A 16,254-nucleotide genomic window follows, 5' to 3' on the forward strand; every position below is an offset into this window, starting at 1 on the left:
ACGTATGTACTATTTGTATTGATTTAAGAACATATGTTCGTGTATGATAGAAATATAACTTCAGATAGGTAAGGGTGAATGGAGATGTATGATTATCATTTATTAGAAAACAGGGATATTTTGTGTATAGACCAAAAAAGTTTTTTTGCGAGCGTGTCGTGTATTGAAAAAGGATTAGATCCTTTAACGACAAAGTTAGCAGTGGTTGCAGATACGAAAAGACAAGGATCGGTTGTGCTTGCAGCAACGCAGCCCCTTAAAAAGTTAGGCATTCAAACAGGTTCACGTCTATTTGAAATTCCGCATCGCAACGATATTTATATTATTAATCCAAGTATGCGTAAGTATTTAGATATATCACTAAAGATTTCTAAAATCGCGTTACGTTATGTGCCACCAGAAGATTTTCATCAGTACAGTATTGATGAGTTTTTTATGGATGTGACGAAGAGTTATTATCGTTTTAATACGACTTTACATTCATTTTGTGAGCGTTTAATTAAAGAAATATATGAAGAAACTAAAGTACAGTGTGCGATTGGTGTCGGTTCTAATATGTTACTCAGTAAGCTCGCATTGGATAATGAAGCTAAAAATAATCCGCGCTATATTGCTGAATGGCGTTATGAAGATGTGCCAAATAAAGTATGGGAGATTTCTCCTTTGACCTCTTTTTGGGGGATTAGTAAACAAACGGAGAAAAAATTGAATGCGCGAGGCATCTTTAAAATTGGACAATTAGCACAGTATCCATACGTTTACTTAAAAAGAGACTTTGGGATTATAGGTGTGGACCTTCATTTACATGCGAATGGGATTGATCAAAGTCGTATGAATGAAACGTATCAAATTATGAACCCTTCTATTTGTAAAAGCCAAATTTTGATGCGTGATTATACATTTCAAGAAGCAAAGGTTGTTATGCAAGAGCTCATTGAAGATGTGGCACGGCGCTTGCGAGAACGTCAACAACTCGCAAAGACAATTCATTTTTCATTTGGTTATAAAGATGGAGGTGGTATCTCTAAACAATATACGTTACAAGTCGGTACCAACTTAGAGCAAGATATTTATAACGTTGTTGCGCGTTTGGCTGAAACGTATTGTGACCAAAATGAATTATATCGGACCTTGAGTGTGGCGTTGACGAAAATGTCGCCTGAAAGTGAAAGACAGTTAGATTTGTTTGCGGATGAATTCCAAAGGCTACGTCAAGAAAAATTGGCGAAAACGATTGATCATTTACAAGAGAAATATGGTAAAGGCATCGTTTCAAAAGCGATATCCTATACTGAAGCGGGGACTAAGTATGGAAGATTAGGCTTAATGGCAGGGCATAAAATGTAACTGTGTGATTAAAGTATCAATGATGTATGGATGTGGCTGTATTATTGCGATATCAGTGTTTATTGTTATTTTATGGATGGATAAGAAGCAAGCTAGGATTGTAAAAATCAAGATGGTATAATTAAAAAGTCGCCTATCTCTCAGGCGTCAATGACGACGCAGAGAGGAGGTGCATATGAATGACCGAAGTTCTTGTTCACATCACAACCACGGTTGTCAGTGGTTGTATTGTTGCGTTATTTGCACATTGGCTACGTGTACGCAACAATAAGAAAAAATAGGCGATATGATAAGCTAGCGCCGAAAAAATCCCCTCGCTATCGGAAGTAGCGAGGGGATTGGTGCATATCATGCACGAAGTTCTTGTTGAATTTATTATAACATGAGTCAGGAAAGAAATGCAAAATGCGTTAATATTTCCTGTTTTTTAGCTTAGGTAAGTATCAAAGTCTTTTAATGCAATGCGCGCTGCATCTCGATCTTCCGGACGTTTAAAACTAATACGTAAAGCACCGTAAATGTCTTCACGAACCTCCAAAATCCTCAAGTTTCTTATAGAAATTTGATGCGTACTTAATATTTCTGTAATTTTCGAAATCATGCCCGGTTGGTCTGGAATATCTACATATAAATCAAAAGTACTATCCATTGCCCCTTTTTGACGTATTGGCAGGGCATCGCGATAAGATTTTGCATCATTAAAAAAATCATATAGAGCGTCTTGCTGTTCGGTTTCAAGCAAATGAATGGTATTCGAAAGCTGATGTTGCAAATGTTTAAGTGACGAAATGATATGGGACTTGTTCTCGATTGAAATATCACGCCACATTTCGGGGTTACTACTTGCTACACGTGTAATGTCGCGAAAACCTCCAGCAGCAAAGTCTTGAATTAAAGAAGACTCAGAAGCGAAAAAAGCATTGAGATGAACAAGACTAGAGGCCATGAAATGGGGGACATGACTAACGATACTCATGATACGATCGTGTTCTTCAGCAGTTAAATGTATAAAGTGTGCACGCGTTGGTTCAAGTAATTGCTGAATTTCTCGACGTGCATCATTATTTTCTGCAAGGTTATGAACGAGAATATAGTAAGCATTTTCAAATAGATGCTTTTTTGCATTGAGCACACCTGATTTATGACTTCCTGCCATCGGATGCCCACCGACTAAGTGGATTTGAGAAGCTAATAATGTCGACTCAAATGCTTGAATCGTTGCTTTCGTACTTCCAGTATCAGTGACAATTAAACCGGGTTGTGTTTCAAGATGAGGCAACGCTTTTAAATATTTAACTGTCGTTTGTACGGGTGTTGCAAAAATCACGATATCTGCTTGCTTAAGTGTCGTTTCATAATCTGAAGAGGCATGGTCAATAATACCTATAGACTGTGCGCGTTCGAGTTGGTCGGGGTTTGCATCAAAAGCTGTAATGGTTACGTTTGGATGGAAATACTTCATATTACTGGCTAAACTTCCACCGATTAAACCAAGACCAACAAAAAAGATGTGAGTCATCAAAGCCCCCCTTTAGTTTATAATAAATAATGGCTAGTTTATCATTTTAACGCGTTTAATTGCAAGAGTGAGATAAGAATACGTGAGATTTTAGCGTATCATCGTTACAATAGAATAAAGAGAAGAAGGGGATGAATAGTATGAATGAACGTGTTATTGAAACATTAACTGAATTAACAGCTATCAATAGTCCGTCTGGAAGTGCTGAGCGTGCCATCGATTATGTTAAAAAGCGTGTGGAATTGAGTGGCTACACGACACATATTACTAATAAAGGCGGATTACTTATAGAAGTTAAGGGCGACAATGATGAGAAGAAAAAGTGTATCACAGCCCATGTAGATACACTTGGCGCAATGGTTAAAGAGATATTAAAAGATGGTCGATTACGTTTAGCCCTTATTGGTGGCTTTCGTTATAATGCAATTGAAGGCGAATATTGTACGATTGAAACCGCAACAGGTCAAACATACCGAGGTACAATTTTAATCCATGAGACGACACCACATGTTTATCGCAACAATCATGAAATTGTGCGTGATGAGACTAATATGGAAGTTAGAATAGATGAAAAGGTAACATCTGAAGCGGAAACACGTGCTTTAGGTATTGAAGTCGGTGATTTTGTCAGTTTTGATCCTCGAACAGAAGTTACAGCTTCAGGATTTGTAAAGTCACGTCATTTAGACGACAAAGTGAGTGTAGCAGTTATTATTGAATTTTTGGAATGGTACCAAGAACAATCGAAGCGGCTCCCTTATACAATTCAATTTTATATTTCTAATAATGAAGAAATTGGTTACGGTGCAAACTCGAATATTGATCCAAAAGTTAAAGAATTTATCGCTTTTGATATGGGTGCATTAGGTGACGGTCAATCCTCAGATGAATACACAGTGTCAATATGCGCGAAAGATGCTTCAGGCCCTTACCACAAAAAGTTGCGTCATCATCTTGTGTCTTTATGTCGTGAACGCCACATTCCGTATCAAGTAGATATTTATCCATATTATGGTTCTGATGCTTCTGCCGCTTTAAGTGCAGGTGCAGATGTCAAACACGGTTTGTTTGGGGCAGGAATTGAGTCTTCACATGCATTGGAACGGACACATATAGATTCAATTAAAGCAGCTCAAGCGCTTTTAGAAGCATACTGTTTTTCAGAATTAGTTTAAATTTAATACCATCATATTGGCGAATTTGAAGGGAATAAGTTAAAATGTAGAAAGAATAAAAGGGTGAATATGGCGTAATCGCAACGGTGATAGAGATTTAAACAATCTGGGGATTTAAAACTTCACTGTTGCTTTTTCTAGGTATGCCATAAGAGGGAAAGCAGAACAAATTAAAATGGTTGGAAGATATAAAGAGAAATAGGAGTATTAAAATGAAGTTTACAAATTTAACGACGGCTGAATTTGGTGCGTTTACAGATCAAATGCCATATAGCCATTTCACGCAAATGGTAGGGAACTATGAATTAAAGGTTGCTGAAGGTGTTGAAACACATCTTGTCGGCATTAAAGATAACAACAATAACGTACTAGCAGCATGTTTACTGACAGCGGTGCCAGTAATGAAGTTTTTTAAATATTTTTATTCAAATCGCGGACCAGTTATGGATTACGAAAATAAAGCGCTCGTTCATTTCTTTTTTAATGAACTTTCAAAATATGTTAAGAAATATCATGCATTGTATTTGAGAGTAGACCCTTATTTACCAATGTTAAAGCGAAACCATGATGGTGAAGTGATTGAAAGATACGGCAGTGACTGGTTTTTTGATAAAATGGCTGAATTAAACTTTGAACATGAAGGTTTCACAACTGGGTTCGATACAATAAGACAAATTCGTTTTCATTCTGTGCTCGATGTTGAAAATAAAACATCAAAAGACATCTTAAATCAAATGGATAATTTAAGGAAAAGAAATACGAAAAAAGTACAGAAAAACGGTGTTAAAGTCCGCTATCTAAACGAAGATGAATTACATATTTTCCGTTCGTTTATGGAAGATACGTCTGAAACAAAAGATTTTGTAGATAGAGATGACGATTTTTATTATCATCGTATGAAATACTATAAAGATCGTGTACGCGTGCCACTAGCGTATATTGATTTTAACGCATATTTAGCAGAGCTCAACGCTGAAGCGCAAGACTTTAAAAAAGAAATTGCAAAAGCAGACAAAGACATCAACAAGCGTCCTGAAAATCAGAAAGCCATCAATAAAAAGAAAAACTTAGAGCAACAACTGGAAGCGAATCAAGCTAAAATAAAAGAAGCAGAAACATTGCAACTTAAACACGGTGATACATTACCGATTTCGGCTGGATTCTTTATTATAAATCCGTTTGAAGTTGTTTATTACGCAGGTGGTACGGCAAACGAATTTCGTCATTTTGCTGGAAGCTACGCAATTCAATGGGAAATGATTAATTATGCGATTGATCATCAAATTCCAAGATATAATTTTTATGGCATTAGTGGTGATTTTTCAGAAGAGGCAGAAGATGCAGGTGTGATAAAGTTTAAAAAAGGCTATAATGCAGAAGTAATAGAATATGTCGGTGATTTTATTAAGCCTATACACAAACCTGCCTATACAGTCTACTTAAAATTAAAGCAATTAAAAGACAAGATAAAAAGATAAGATATAGCAAAGAGAAGGGGATTTATTGGTATGAAATTTACAGAGTTAACAGTTGAAGAATACGACCAATTTGTTCAAAATCCTGTTTTAGAAAGCCACTATTTTCAAGTAAAAGAAAATATTGCAACAAGAGAAGCGGACGGATTTCAAGTTGTGTTGCTTGGCGTGAAAGACGACAATAATCAAATCCTTGCAGCCAGCTTATTTTCAAAAATTCCTACAGCAGGTAGTTATGTTTATTACTCAAATCGTGGTCCGGTCATGGATTATAGCGATTTAGGATTAGTAGACTTCTATTTAAAAGAATTAGAACAATATTTAACGAAAAATAAATGCCTTTATGTCAAAATAGATCCATATTGGATTTACCAAATATACGATAAAGATATCCAACCGTTTCCAAATCGAGAGCGTAATGATAAACTGGTACAACTTTTCAAATCACAAGGTTACCGTCATCATGGTTTTACAACTACATACGATACATCAAGTCAAGTGAGATGGATGGGCGTACTTGATTTAAAAGATCAAACGCCACAAACATTAAAAAAATCGTTTGATAGTCAGCGTAAAAGAAATATCAATAAAGCGAACAATTTTGGTGTGAAAGTTAGATTTTTAGAAAAAGATGAAATTAATCTCTTTTTAGAGCTTTATAGAGAAACTGAAGAACGTGCAGGCTTTGTGTCAAAAACAGACGATTATTTCAAAAACTTTATTGATCATTATGGCCATAAAGTGTTGATTCCATTAGCATACATCGATCTTGATGAGTATATAACGACCTTACAGGAGAGCTTGAATGATAAAGAATCAAGACGTGATCAAATGATGTCTAAAGAGAATAAAACAGACAAGCAAATTAAGAAAATTTCAGAGTTAGATACGCAAATTGACCATGACCAAAAAGAATTGTTAAGAGCAAGCGAATTACGTCAAACAGATGGTGCAGTTCTTCATCTTGCTTCGGGTGTATATTTTGCAAATGCTTACGAAATCAATTATTTTTCAGGCGGCTCAAGCGAGAAATATAATCAATTTATGGGACCGTATGCGATGCATTGGTTTATGATTAACTATTGCTTTGAACATGGATATGAGCGTTACAACTTCTACGGATTGTCCGGTGATTTTACTGAAAACAGTGAAGATTATGGTGTATACCGCTTTAAAAGAGGCTTCAATGTGCAAATTGAAGAACTCATTGGCGACTTTTACAAACCTATCCATAAAGTAAAATACTTTGTATTCAATACATTAAATAAAGTACGTACAAAAATTAAAAAACAATAACAATTGATTCGCGCTTTTTAGCTCAAAGCGCGAATTTTTTACAAAAATAGGATTAACCATATTTATGTTATGTAAACCTATTGATTAGTTTGATTTTAAAAAAACGCAAATAAGGACTTTTGACAGCGCTTTCATTTTAGGATGTATTTAAATAATGTATGGCTCTGTTATATATAGCGCAAATTAGAAGTCTATAGCAATAGTTTTTTTAGCTGTTATTATGATAATCCAGTGATTGTCTGATGTATCATACATTTGTAAGCTTTTATCGGTGTTTAAACATCGTTCTTGTACATGGCTATGCTACTATGGATGGTTTCAGCTTCAAATTTGTCTCATTATCTTTAAGCATGAACTGATATATACCATGCATTCATAGCAAATTCATTTGCTGTATTGATCTTTAAGTGATAGTTAAGCTGATAAAGCTGCATGTGAAAAACGCTATAACATAATACTAGCGCTTAAATCATAATAAACGTTGGCAAATGATGTATTTGATATGTAAATACGAAAATCAATATAGATATGTATAGAAAGACCGCTGTATTTCAAGAATCTTTTTTAGTTTACATAATATATATTATAGGAAGTTATGCATTAAAAGGGGTTGGGCCCTTTTCCTTATAAAAATATCCCTAAACCGCTGATGTTATATATCAACTTGTTTAAGGATATTAGATATTACTTCGGATAATGTTTTCTTTCGAAGCGTGCACGTTCTTTTTCATATTTTTTAAGCTGACGCTGTTTTCGCCAATTGCGTGTAAAATACCATAACAATGCGCTAATGATTAAACTTAGAATTGCGACAAATGCTGCATATCCTAATAACGGTTCATACGTGATGTCATAAAAATTGGGTATGATAAATGCCAATACACCAAGAACAACAAACATGGTTATTGCTGCAAAAAACCACTTATTAAGCACTAAAGTACAAAATAACGTGAGGACGACCATAATGAGTAAAGTCACCCACAAATAGTTCGGCATTTCTAGTATCGTCATATGGGTTAGTCTCCTTCAATTGCTTTGATTTAGATTTCATTATACTAAAATCACTGTACTTTATCAGTTTTAAAAGTCAAATTAAGTTATCGAAATCTTTAGACATGCGTTTATGCATATAAAAACGTTATAATATGGTTACATACATATTTAAAGGAGGAATGATGACATATGTCTCAAAAATTACCACATAGAACGGAAGTCCCTACAGCTGAAACTTGGGATTTAAGTGATTTATACGCTGATTCAGCGGCTTACGAAAAAGCGATTCACGCATTATATCAAGATGCCCAATCCTTTAAAGCGCAGTATGAAGGGCAATTGAACCAATTAGATACCATTAAAAAAGGATTAGAAGCCTTTTCTCAAATATTAATAGAATTAGATCGCGCAGGGAATTATGCAGAACTATTGTTAAGTGTCGATACTACAGACGCAGAACGACAACGGTTAAGCGCCCTATTTTCAACGAATTATGGTAAGATTATAAGCCAACTGTCTTTTGTTGAATCTGAGTTGCTATCTTTAGATAAAGAAACGATGGATGTTGCGATTAATGAGTTGCCTTATGGTTATTATTTAAAGCAATTGCAAAAAAGACAACCCCATCAATTACATGCCAAAGCTGAAGAAGCTTTGGCGAGTATGGCACCCGCATTTTCATCAGCAAGTGAAATTTATGGAATCACAAAGATGCTTGATATTGATTTTGGAAGTTTTGAAGTGAATGGCCAGCAATATGATATGGACTACACAACATTTGAAGGTTACTATGAAGATCATGAAGACACGGATTTACGTCGCAAGAGCTTCCGTCACTTTAGTGACACGATTAAAAAATATGAACATACAACGGCTGCAGTATACAATGCTCAGGTCCAAAGAGAAAAATTAGAAGCTGATTTGAGAGGTTACGATTCAGTCATTGAGTACCTACTAGAAGAACAAGATGTTACTTTAGAGATGTATCATCGCCAAATTGATACGATTATGTCTGATTTAGCGCCTATTATGCGTAAATATGCGAAAATCATTCAAAGAACAAATCAATTAGACGAGCTTCGATTTGAAGATTTAAAGATTTCGGTTGATCCTACATATGAACCTGAAATTACAATTGAAGAATCTAAAAAATATATTTTTGGTGCACTAGATGTCTTAGGTGCTGATTATGTTAAAATGTTAAATCAAGCTTATGATGATAGATGGATAGATTTCCCACAAAACAAAGGTAAACAAACGGGTGCTTATTGTGCGAGCCCTTATGCGTCACATAGTTATATTTTTATTTCGTGGACAGGTAAAATGACTGAGGCATTTGTGCTAGCTCATGAATTAGGTCATGCAGGCCATTTTACCTTTGCACAAGCGCATCAAAATTACTTACAATCTGAAGCATCTATGTATTTTGTCGAAGCACCATCAACAATGAACGAAATGTTAATGCTTAATTACTTATTTAAAAATAGTCATAACCCACGTTTTAAACGTTGGGCAATTGGCTCCATTTTAGCACGCACATATTATCATAATATGGTTACGCATTTACTAGAAGCAGCTTATCAACGAGAAGTCTATCAACGTGTCGATAAAGGTGAATCATTGAATGCACCTGCGTTAAATGAAATAAAGTTAGATGTGATTAAATCGTTCTGGGGAGACGTAGTCACGTATACACCAGGTGCAGAGTTAACTTGGATGCGTCAACCTCACTATTATATGGGGCTATACTCATACACTTATTCAGCTGGTTTAACAATTGGAACAATTATGGCACAACGTATTAAAAATGAAGGTCAACCTGCTGTAGATGATTGGTTAACTGCCTTAAAAGCTGGTGGCAGTGTTTCTCCAACAGAGATTGCGAAGATAGCCGGTATCGATATTACGACGGATCAACCGCTTAAAGAAACGATACAATATATCGGTCAATTAGTTGATGAATTAGAAGCATTAACGAATGAAATTGAGGCTACAACTGATAGCGAAAAGTAAAAGAATATTAAAATAAACTTTAAGAAGAATGTTTAAAGAAATGCGGAGGATATAGAGATGAAATTGAAAGATGAACGTCATCAGTATATACTTGATCAAATCGAACAAAAAAGAATCGCACGTGTGTTAGATTTGTCGAAAGATTTAAATGTAGCCGAAATGACGATACGTCGCGATTTAAAAGAACTTGAGTCACAAGGTTATTTGCAACGTATACATGGTGGCGCTAAAGCTTTATCCTCCCCTAACCCAACGATTTATAAAGAACAATCAAGGCAAGATAAGAAAGCAATGAATACAGCAGCTAAAAAAATTATCGCGCAAAAGTGTAGTACACTGATTCATGATGTTGTTGATGATAATGAGGAAGTTGTATTTATTGGTTCAGGCACGACGAATGAAGCCATTTTTGATTATATCAAAGATAAAAGATTAACGATTGTAACGAACTCTATGGATATATTTATGCAATATAAAGGCTTGGCCCATATTGATACGTATTTAGTTGGTGGTCGATATCGAGAAAAAACAGGCACTTTTGTAGGCCAATATGCTGAAAATATGATACACCAATTTGAAATTACAAAGGCATTCATCGGTGCAAATGGTATCGTAAACCAAGAAATAACGACAGCAAATGAAGATGAAGGTGCTTGCCATCAAGTCGTTATAGAAACTGCTGAGCAAGTCTATATTAATGCAGATCGAACAAAATTTGATGTCAAAGCTTTATTTACATTCGCTACATTGAATCAAGTTACAGCTGTTATCACAGATGATGTTGCGAGAATCGAACAAAATCCTACGCTTTTTATTTGATAAAAAGTGGCTATATGCAAACATTACGTTAACTCGAACTGGAGTATAAGAGAAAGCAAAATGATTTCTCTTATACTCTTTTTTCTTTTGAGCGCTTATTTTCATCATCATTTTTATAAAAACAATGATTACCCCCCTATTTCATCGCACTTTTACCACAAAATAATTTTTAATATTGTCCCTCTACTTAAAATGTAACAGTATTGCATAATAAATATTGTAAAAAATACTTTGTTGTGTATAATATAACTATAAACAAACATTTTAGAACATAATTAGACTTTATCGAACATTTTTAAGGAGTGAGGGATATGAAATTGTACCTTAATGCGACAACAAAAGGACAAGCATTAAAAGAAAAATTGCTTTCTTTTTTGATAGCTAAAGGTCATGACGTCGTGGATTTAACAAGTTCAGAGGATGGGGACGATGTTTTCAAAGTAACCCAACAGACTGTTATGAAGATTCAGAGTGATTTAGAAAGTAAAGCGATTATTATTGATGACTATGGCATTGCCCCTTTTATCATTGCAAACAAATATAAACACATTATTTGTGCAAGTGTGTCCGACGAGCAATCTTCTAAAATGACAAGACGTCATAATAATACGAACATCATCGTTTTAGGTTCAGAAATTATAGGTGCAACACTTGCGCAAAATTGTGCAGATGCCTTTTTTAAAGCTGATTACGATGCAGGTCGTCATCAAATCAGAATCGATATGCTCAATCATATGTGTTAAAAACTGGGAGGTATAATTATGAAAATAGCGATTGGCTGTGATCACATTGTTACAGATGTAAAAATGAGAATTTCTGAACATTTAAAAGATTTAGGGCATGAGGTCATTGACTTTGGTACTTATGATAAGCACCGCACGCACTACCCTATTTTTGGAAAATTGACGGCAGAAAGCGTCGTTAAACAAGAAGCAGATTTAGGTGTTGTTTTATGTGGAACGGGTGTTGGCATTAGTGTTTCTGCGAATAAAACACCTGGTGCACGTGTAGCTCTTGTACGTGATACTACAAGTGCACGAATTGCAAAGCAACAATATAACTGTAACCTTATTGCGGTTGGAGGTGCAGTGACGGGGATAGACCTAATCAAAAATATTGTCGAAACATTTATTAACACCGCATATACGCAAACAGATGAAAACGAAGCATTGATTCGTCAAATTGATCATGTGTTAGAGTCAGAAGATGTTCATTACACTGACGATATGTTTGATTTGTATTTAGAAAAATGGAATGAAGGGGCTTACCAAGATTAAAGATTATAGCGGTTAAAATAAGCACTGTTACTAAATGATATCTCTGGGGATGTGGAGATACGCTATTGACTACTATGACATTTTAGTTGAAAAAGTAAAATAATATCACTAGGTGCGCGTGTAATGATTAGGAGGTACCTGCGAAATAAACGAGCATCACTATACAATAGTCAATTTGAGAAGATTTGTATATGTTTTTATCCGCAGGAAAATAAAATGGTAAAAGACTTATCTCATTTAGTGAATGATAAAGGCTTTATTGCAGCATTGGCGATTGATCAACGTGGTGCATTAAAGCGAATGTTAGGAAATGATATTTCAGATGAAGCCATCAAGCAATTTAAAGTGATCGTTTCTGAATCTTTGACACCTTATGCATCTAGCATTTTATTAGATCCTGAATATGGCCTTCCAGCTGCCACAAGCAGAGAGGCATCGTGTGGTTTAATGTTAGCTTATGAAAAAACGGGCTATGATAAAACCGAACCAGGCCGACTTCCAGATTTACTTGACAATTGGTCTGTTAAGCGTCTAAAAGAGGCTGGCGCAAATGCTATTAAGCTACTGATTTATGTTGACGTAGATGAATCAGAAGCCATAAATATTAAAAAGGAAGCATTTGTTGAACGTGTGGGCGCAGAGTGTCATTCTGAAAATATACCTTTCTTCTTAGAAATATTGACTTATGATGCGACTATTGGAGACAACCAAAGTATTGAATACGCAAAATTAAAGCCGCATAAAGTTAATCGAGCGATGGAAATATACAGTCAACCACGTTTTCAAGTTGATGTTTTAAAAGTAGAAATTCCTGTTAACATGGCATTTGTTGAAGGATTTAGTGAAAAAGAAGTCGTTTATACACAATCTGAGGCAGCGCAACATTTTAAAGCACAAGCGGATCATACGCCTCTACCATATATTTTCTTAAGTGCAGGTGTATCTGCTCAGTTGTTCCAAGAAACATTGATTTTTGCTCATAAATCTGGCTCAACATTTAATGGCGTGCTTTGTGGAAGAGCGACATGGGCAGGCGCAACACAATGGTATCGTGATGGAAACATGAGCCAAGCGCAATCGTGGCTTACAAATGAAGGGGTTAAAAATATAGAAGCTTTAAATAAAGTATTAGAGACGACAGCCACACCTATTCAATCATTATAGTATAAGAGAAGGGATATCACGTGATATCCCTTCTCTTATTTACGTATGTTAAGATTGTTGTGCAATCGCTTTTGCTAATTCACGATACCATAATGCACTTTTTTTGACATATCTTTTTTGCGTTTCAAAATCAATATAGAATAGTCCATACCGTTTATTATAACCATTTGACCAACTAAACATATCTTGTAGTGACCATACAAAATAACCGTCGACACGTGCACCTTCTTTGATCGCTTTACTAATTGCTTCTAAATGAGTTGCTATATAGTCAATACGTACTTGATCATTGATAGGTGTTTCTTCATCAATCCACTGATCTTTGTAACCAAGGCCATTTTCTGTTACGAGCATTTTCTTATAATTTGGATAATCATTTTGAATCCGTTGAATCATATCGTAGAGACCTTCTGGATAAATATACCAATCCCAGTCGGTCGTTGGAATTTTATCATTCTTGACGACTTCACCAATGCCCGCGATGCGATACACAGAAGTCCCCTTATCACCTGTTCCATTATGAAAAATATAGCTTTCATCCTGATGGTATTGAATCCAATTGCTTTGATAATAATTTATACCAATAAAATCAAGTTGCGGTGCTGCAATTTTAAGGGTATCCAACTCCTCTTTTCGAATATCTAATTGCTCAAATTCATCTGCTAATATAGTTTTTATTGTTGTTAGTTTTTCATCCGTATAATTTCCTAAAAATGTTGCGTCTAACATGAACCCATTCATGAAAATATCATGTTTACGTGTTGCCTCAATATTTTGAGGTTGTTGATCAATACTATAAAATTGTGTTAATGCATGTACGAGTCCAATTTCACCTTGATAGCCTTTCTCTTTAAACAAATTGACAACACGACTATGTGCAACGAGTTGATTGTGTTGAGATTGGACACATTTTAGTCGCTCATACTTTTCACCTGGCGGAAACGCACCAGAAAGATACTGTCCTTGTGCATAGGCAATAGGTTCATTTATCGTTATCCAATGTTTAACGATATCATGATATGCTTCAAAAACAAAAGCGGCATAATCCTCAAATGCTGAAATTTGATTTTTATTGAGCCAGTCTCCTTGTAAAAACAATGTTTCAGGCGTATCAAAATGATGCAAAGTAACGTAAGGCTCTATATTGTATCGAAGACATGTTTCAAATACTTTACGATAGTATTCGACTCCTTTAGCATTCGGCTCGCCACTTCCATGTGGAAATATGCGTGACCATGCAATCGAAATCCGCAGCGCTGTAATGCCATGTTCATGAGCTAAACGGATGTCTTCTTCGTAACGATGATAAAAATCACTCGCTGGATCAGGACTAAATCGCCCTTCTTTTTCTAGAAATGCATCCCATAAAACGCGACCTTTCCCATCTTCTTTGCTTGCACCTTCAACTTGATATGCTGCCGTTGCGGCACCTAAGATAAAAGTTTTAGGTAATGCTATCATTTAAATCGCTCCTTTATATTTATTTTGTTTGATTTTTCTGACGAATCAAATTAGCTATTTTTGTTAATGCCGCATCTCCGTCACGTGTTAATGCAATGTATTCACGTCCAGTTGTAGTCATTAGTTGCGCATCATATTGATCCGTTATTTTCTTCATTTCATCTTTCATTGAATCCATTTGTGGTGCAAGGATTACAACATCCATGTCACGAATCAAATCCATGTCTTGACCATATGCACGAGCGGTTGCTTCTAACTGAACGCCTTTTTCTTTTGCTGTTTTGTTAAGTGCGTTTGCTAGGATACCACTTGTTCCGCCACCTGCACAGACGACTAAAACATTGGCGCTAAAGGTGTGAATCTGTTGGTCATGTGAGGATTCATTTTCTTGTTCAGTCATTGTATCAGAGGCAGATTTCATATCACTGCTTAATTCAGCAGTTACAGTACTGTGTTCTTCATCAAGCTTGATTTTGTCGTATGCACGTACAAATGGATACCAAATAATAAAATCTACTATCAATAATACGGCAATTAAGACAAGAGAAAGCATCGCAAAGTTGCTAGCCATGTATATACCAATCGGTGCAGGTGTAGGCCATGGAAGTAAGTGCATAAAACCGTTCATCCCTAATTGTTCAACAAAGAATTTTAAAATCCATGAATTAATAATAGGCGTAATGATAAAAGGAATCATAAATACTGGATTTAAGATAATCGGTGCACCGAAGAGTAAAGGTTCGTTTACTGCAAAAGTAGTTGGAACGACGGATGCTTTTCCAACAGCTTTTAATTCTTTTGATTTACAAAGAAATATAAATAAATAAGGAACGAGTAAAGTCGCGCCAGTACCGCCCATCAGTGCAACGAAATCCTGTGTAGATTGTGTTAATGCAAAACTTGCATGCTGCCCTTCTCTAAAAAGACGTAAATTTTCAGCTTGGTTATTATACATAATCGCAACTACAGCAGGACCCACAACGGATGGGCCATGTACACCAATAAACCAAAAGAAAGCAATGAACCCAAAAATAATGGCAAAGCCTAAGTAACCATTGGCAGCCGTAAATAATGGTGAAAGTAAGATTGTCACAAGCTCAGCTAAATTTCCTTCTGTTAAATGTCTCACTAAAATATCAATGATCCAGAAAAAAGAGACCGATAAGGCGAAAGGAATCATATCCTTAAACGCTTGTGCAATATTCCCTGGAACTTGGGGAGGCATCTTAATCGTAATATTATTTTTTATACAAACGTAATAAATGTTAGGAACGATAAATGCGACTAAGAAAGAAGCAATCAATCCTTTGGTACCTAACATATCAATATTAATACCATCTTTTACAGGATTCATCGCTAAAATTAATAGTGCTGATTCGGCAGCGATAAATGTGGAGATAACATTGATTTGGTTTGTTTTAGGTAACTTGATATTTTTATTATCAGTCAGTGATTTGGTGACAGTCCCTGAAATATAAACGGCGATCATTCCCATTGTAAATGTGTAAACTTTCATAATGATTTCTTCAATATGTTTTGGCCAGTGAAATCCCCATATATTAGGCACATACGCAACTAAAATAAACAATGAAGAAAATAAAATAACAGGCATAACTGCGACAAATCCGTCACGAATTGCAGTTAAATACGGGTTAGCTGCAACTTTTTCAAAAAAAGGTTTCATACGTTCTATATACTTGATAATGGATTTCATA

14 protein-coding genes are annotated in these 16,254 nt (G+C 35.5%); 10 read left to right on the forward strand and 4 right to left on the reverse strand.

Features of this window, described 5'->3' with window-relative positions; translation table 11 throughout:
- Positions 1-84: 84 nt before the first annotated feature.
- Entirely contained in the window at positions 85-1,347 is a 1,263-nt protein-coding gene (locus CD118_RS02515) for a Y-family DNA polymerase (protein WP_103356194.1), read from the forward strand.
- A gap of 179 nt (positions 1,348-1,526) precedes the next feature.
- On the forward strand, positions 1,527-1,628 hold the full coding sequence (locus CD118_RS11895; protein ID WP_142380855.1) for a type I toxin-antitoxin system Fst family toxin: 102 nt from the start codon (positions 1,527-1,529) through the stop codon (positions 1,626-1,628).
- Between the two features lie 146 nt (positions 1,629-1,774).
- Here CD118_RS11895 and CD118_RS02520 read toward each other — a convergent pair whose 3' ends face one another.
- Positions 1,775-2,866, reverse strand: coding sequence for a prephenate dehydrogenase (locus CD118_RS02520; RefSeq protein ID WP_103356195.1), 1,092 nt, complete (start codon positions 2,864-2,866; stop codon positions 1,775-1,777).
- Positions 2,867-3,006: 140 nt separating this feature from the next.
- On the opposite strand from CD118_RS02520, the gene CD118_RS02525 reads away from it, so the two are divergent.
- The 3 genes from CD118_RS02525 (at position 3,007) to CD118_RS02535 (ending at position 6,812) form a co-directional block, all read left to right on the forward strand.
- Positions 3,007-4,041, forward strand: coding sequence for a M42 family metallopeptidase (locus CD118_RS02525; protein ID WP_060829948.1), 1,035 nt, complete (start codon positions 3,007-3,009; stop codon positions 4,039-4,041).
- Between the two features lie 212 nt (positions 4,042-4,253).
- Positions 4,254-5,519 (forward strand): aminoacyltransferase, encoded by a 1,266-nt coding sequence (locus tag CD118_RS02530; RefSeq protein ID WP_060829947.1) that lies wholly within the window; start codon positions 4,254-4,256, stop codon positions 5,517-5,519.
- A 30-nt stretch (positions 5,520-5,549) separates the two neighbouring features.
- Positions 5,550-6,812 (forward strand): aminoacyltransferase, encoded by a 1,263-nt coding sequence (locus CD118_RS02535; protein ID WP_103356196.1) that lies wholly within the window; start codon positions 5,550-5,552, stop codon positions 6,810-6,812.
- A gap of 684 nt (positions 6,813-7,496) precedes the next feature.
- On the opposite strand, the gene CD118_RS02540 is transcribed toward CD118_RS02535, so the two are convergent.
- Positions 7,497-7,823 (reverse strand): hypothetical protein, encoded by a 327-nt coding sequence (locus tag CD118_RS02540; protein WP_060829945.1) that lies wholly within the window; start codon positions 7,821-7,823, stop codon positions 7,497-7,499.
- Between the two features lie 171 nt (positions 7,824-7,994).
- Between CD118_RS02540 and pepF the strand changes: the two genes are divergently transcribed.
- From pepF to lacD, 5 genes are all read left to right on the forward strand, one after another.
- On the forward strand, positions 7,995-9,818 hold the full coding sequence (gene pepF, locus CD118_RS02545; RefSeq protein ID WP_060829944.1) for an oligoendopeptidase F: 1,824 nt from the start codon (positions 7,995-7,997) through the stop codon (positions 9,816-9,818).
- Between the two features lie 57 nt (positions 9,819-9,875).
- Entirely contained in the window at positions 9,876-10,637 is a 762-nt protein-coding gene (locus CD118_RS02550) for a DeoR/GlpR family DNA-binding transcription regulator (protein ID WP_103356197.1), read from the forward strand.
- Positions 10,638-10,948: 311 nt separating this feature from the next.
- On the forward strand, positions 10,949-11,380 hold the full coding sequence (locus CD118_RS02555; RefSeq protein ID WP_050331013.1) for an RpiB/LacA/LacB family sugar-phosphate isomerase: 432 nt from the start codon (positions 10,949-10,951) through the stop codon (positions 11,378-11,380).
- A gap of 18 nt (positions 11,381-11,398) precedes the next feature.
- Complete coding sequence (lacB, locus tag CD118_RS02560; RefSeq protein ID WP_050331012.1) at positions 11,399-11,914, forward strand: galactose-6-phosphate isomerase subunit LacB; 516 nt, start codon at positions 11,399-11,401, stop codon at positions 11,912-11,914.
- A gap of 216 nt (positions 11,915-12,130) precedes the next feature.
- On the forward strand, positions 12,131-13,078 hold the full coding sequence (gene lacD / locus CD118_RS02565) for a tagatose-bisphosphate aldolase (RefSeq protein ID WP_060829942.1): 948 nt from the start codon (positions 12,131-12,133) through the stop codon (positions 13,076-13,078).
- Between the two features lie 48 nt (positions 13,079-13,126).
- Here lacD and lacG read toward each other — a convergent pair whose 3' ends face one another.
- Both lacG and CD118_RS02575 read right to left on the reverse strand, forming a co-directional pair.
- Complete coding sequence (gene lacG / locus CD118_RS02570; protein ID WP_103356198.1) at positions 13,127-14,539, reverse strand: 6-phospho-beta-galactosidase; 1,413 nt, start codon at positions 14,537-14,539, stop codon at positions 13,127-13,129.
- A 19-nt stretch (positions 14,540-14,558) separates the two neighbouring features.
- Positions 14,559-16,253 (reverse strand): PTS lactose transporter subunit IIBC, encoded by a 1,695-nt coding sequence (locus CD118_RS02575; protein WP_082166568.1) that lies wholly within the window; start codon positions 16,251-16,253, stop codon positions 14,559-14,561.
- Position 16,254: the final 1 nt, after the last annotated feature.

Source organism: Staphylococcus coagulans (genome assembly GCF_002901995.1).
Lineage (GTDB): Bacteria > Bacillota > Bacilli > Staphylococcales > Staphylococcaceae > Staphylococcus > Staphylococcus coagulans.

Excerpts from the sequence above, each read along its gene's own strand:
- CD118_RS02515 (WP_103356194.1), top strand. The coding sequence starts at position 85 with ATGTATGATTATCATTTATTAGAAAACAGGGATATTTTGTGTATAGAC.
- CD118_RS11895 (WP_142380855.1), top strand. The coding sequence starts at position 1,527 with ATGACCGAAGTTCTTGTTCACATCACAACCACGGTTGTCAGTGGTTGT.
- CD118_RS02520 (WP_103356195.1), bottom strand. The coding sequence starts at position 2,866 with ATGACTCACATCTTTTTTGTTGGTCTTGGTTTAATCGGTGGAAGTTTA.
- CD118_RS02525 (WP_060829948.1), top strand. The coding sequence starts at position 3,007 with ATGAATGAACGTGTTATTGAAACATTAACTGAATTAACAGCTATCAAT.
- CD118_RS02530 (WP_060829947.1), top strand. The coding sequence starts at position 4,254 with ATGAAGTTTACAAATTTAACGACGGCTGAATTTGGTGCGTTTACAGAT.
- CD118_RS02535 (WP_103356196.1), top strand. The coding sequence starts at position 5,550 with ATGAAATTTACAGAGTTAACAGTTGAAGAATACGACCAATTTGTTCAA.
- CD118_RS02540 (WP_060829945.1), bottom strand. The coding sequence starts at position 7,823 with ATGACGATACTAGAAATGCCGAACTATTTGTGGGTGACTTTACTCATT.
- pepF (WP_060829944.1), top strand. The coding sequence starts at position 7,995 with ATGTCTCAAAAATTACCACATAGAACGGAAGTCCCTACAGCTGAAACT.
- CD118_RS02550 (WP_103356197.1), top strand. The coding sequence starts at position 9,876 with ATGAAATTGAAAGATGAACGTCATCAGTATATACTTGATCAAATCGAA.
- CD118_RS02555 (WP_050331013.1), top strand. The coding sequence starts at position 10,949 with ATGAAATTGTACCTTAATGCGACAACAAAAGGACAAGCATTAAAAGAA.
- lacB (WP_050331012.1), top strand. The coding sequence starts at position 11,399 with ATGAAAATAGCGATTGGCTGTGATCACATTGTTACAGATGTAAAAATG.
- lacD (WP_060829942.1), top strand. The coding sequence starts at position 12,131 with ATGGTAAAAGACTTATCTCATTTAGTGAATGATAAAGGCTTTATTGCA.
- lacG (WP_103356198.1), bottom strand. The coding sequence starts at position 14,539 with ATGATAGCATTACCTAAAACTTTTATCTTAGGTGCCGCAACGGCAGCA.
- CD118_RS02575 (WP_082166568.1), bottom strand. The coding sequence starts at position 16,253 with ATGAAATCCATTATCAAGTATATAGAACGTATGAAACCTTTTTTTGAA.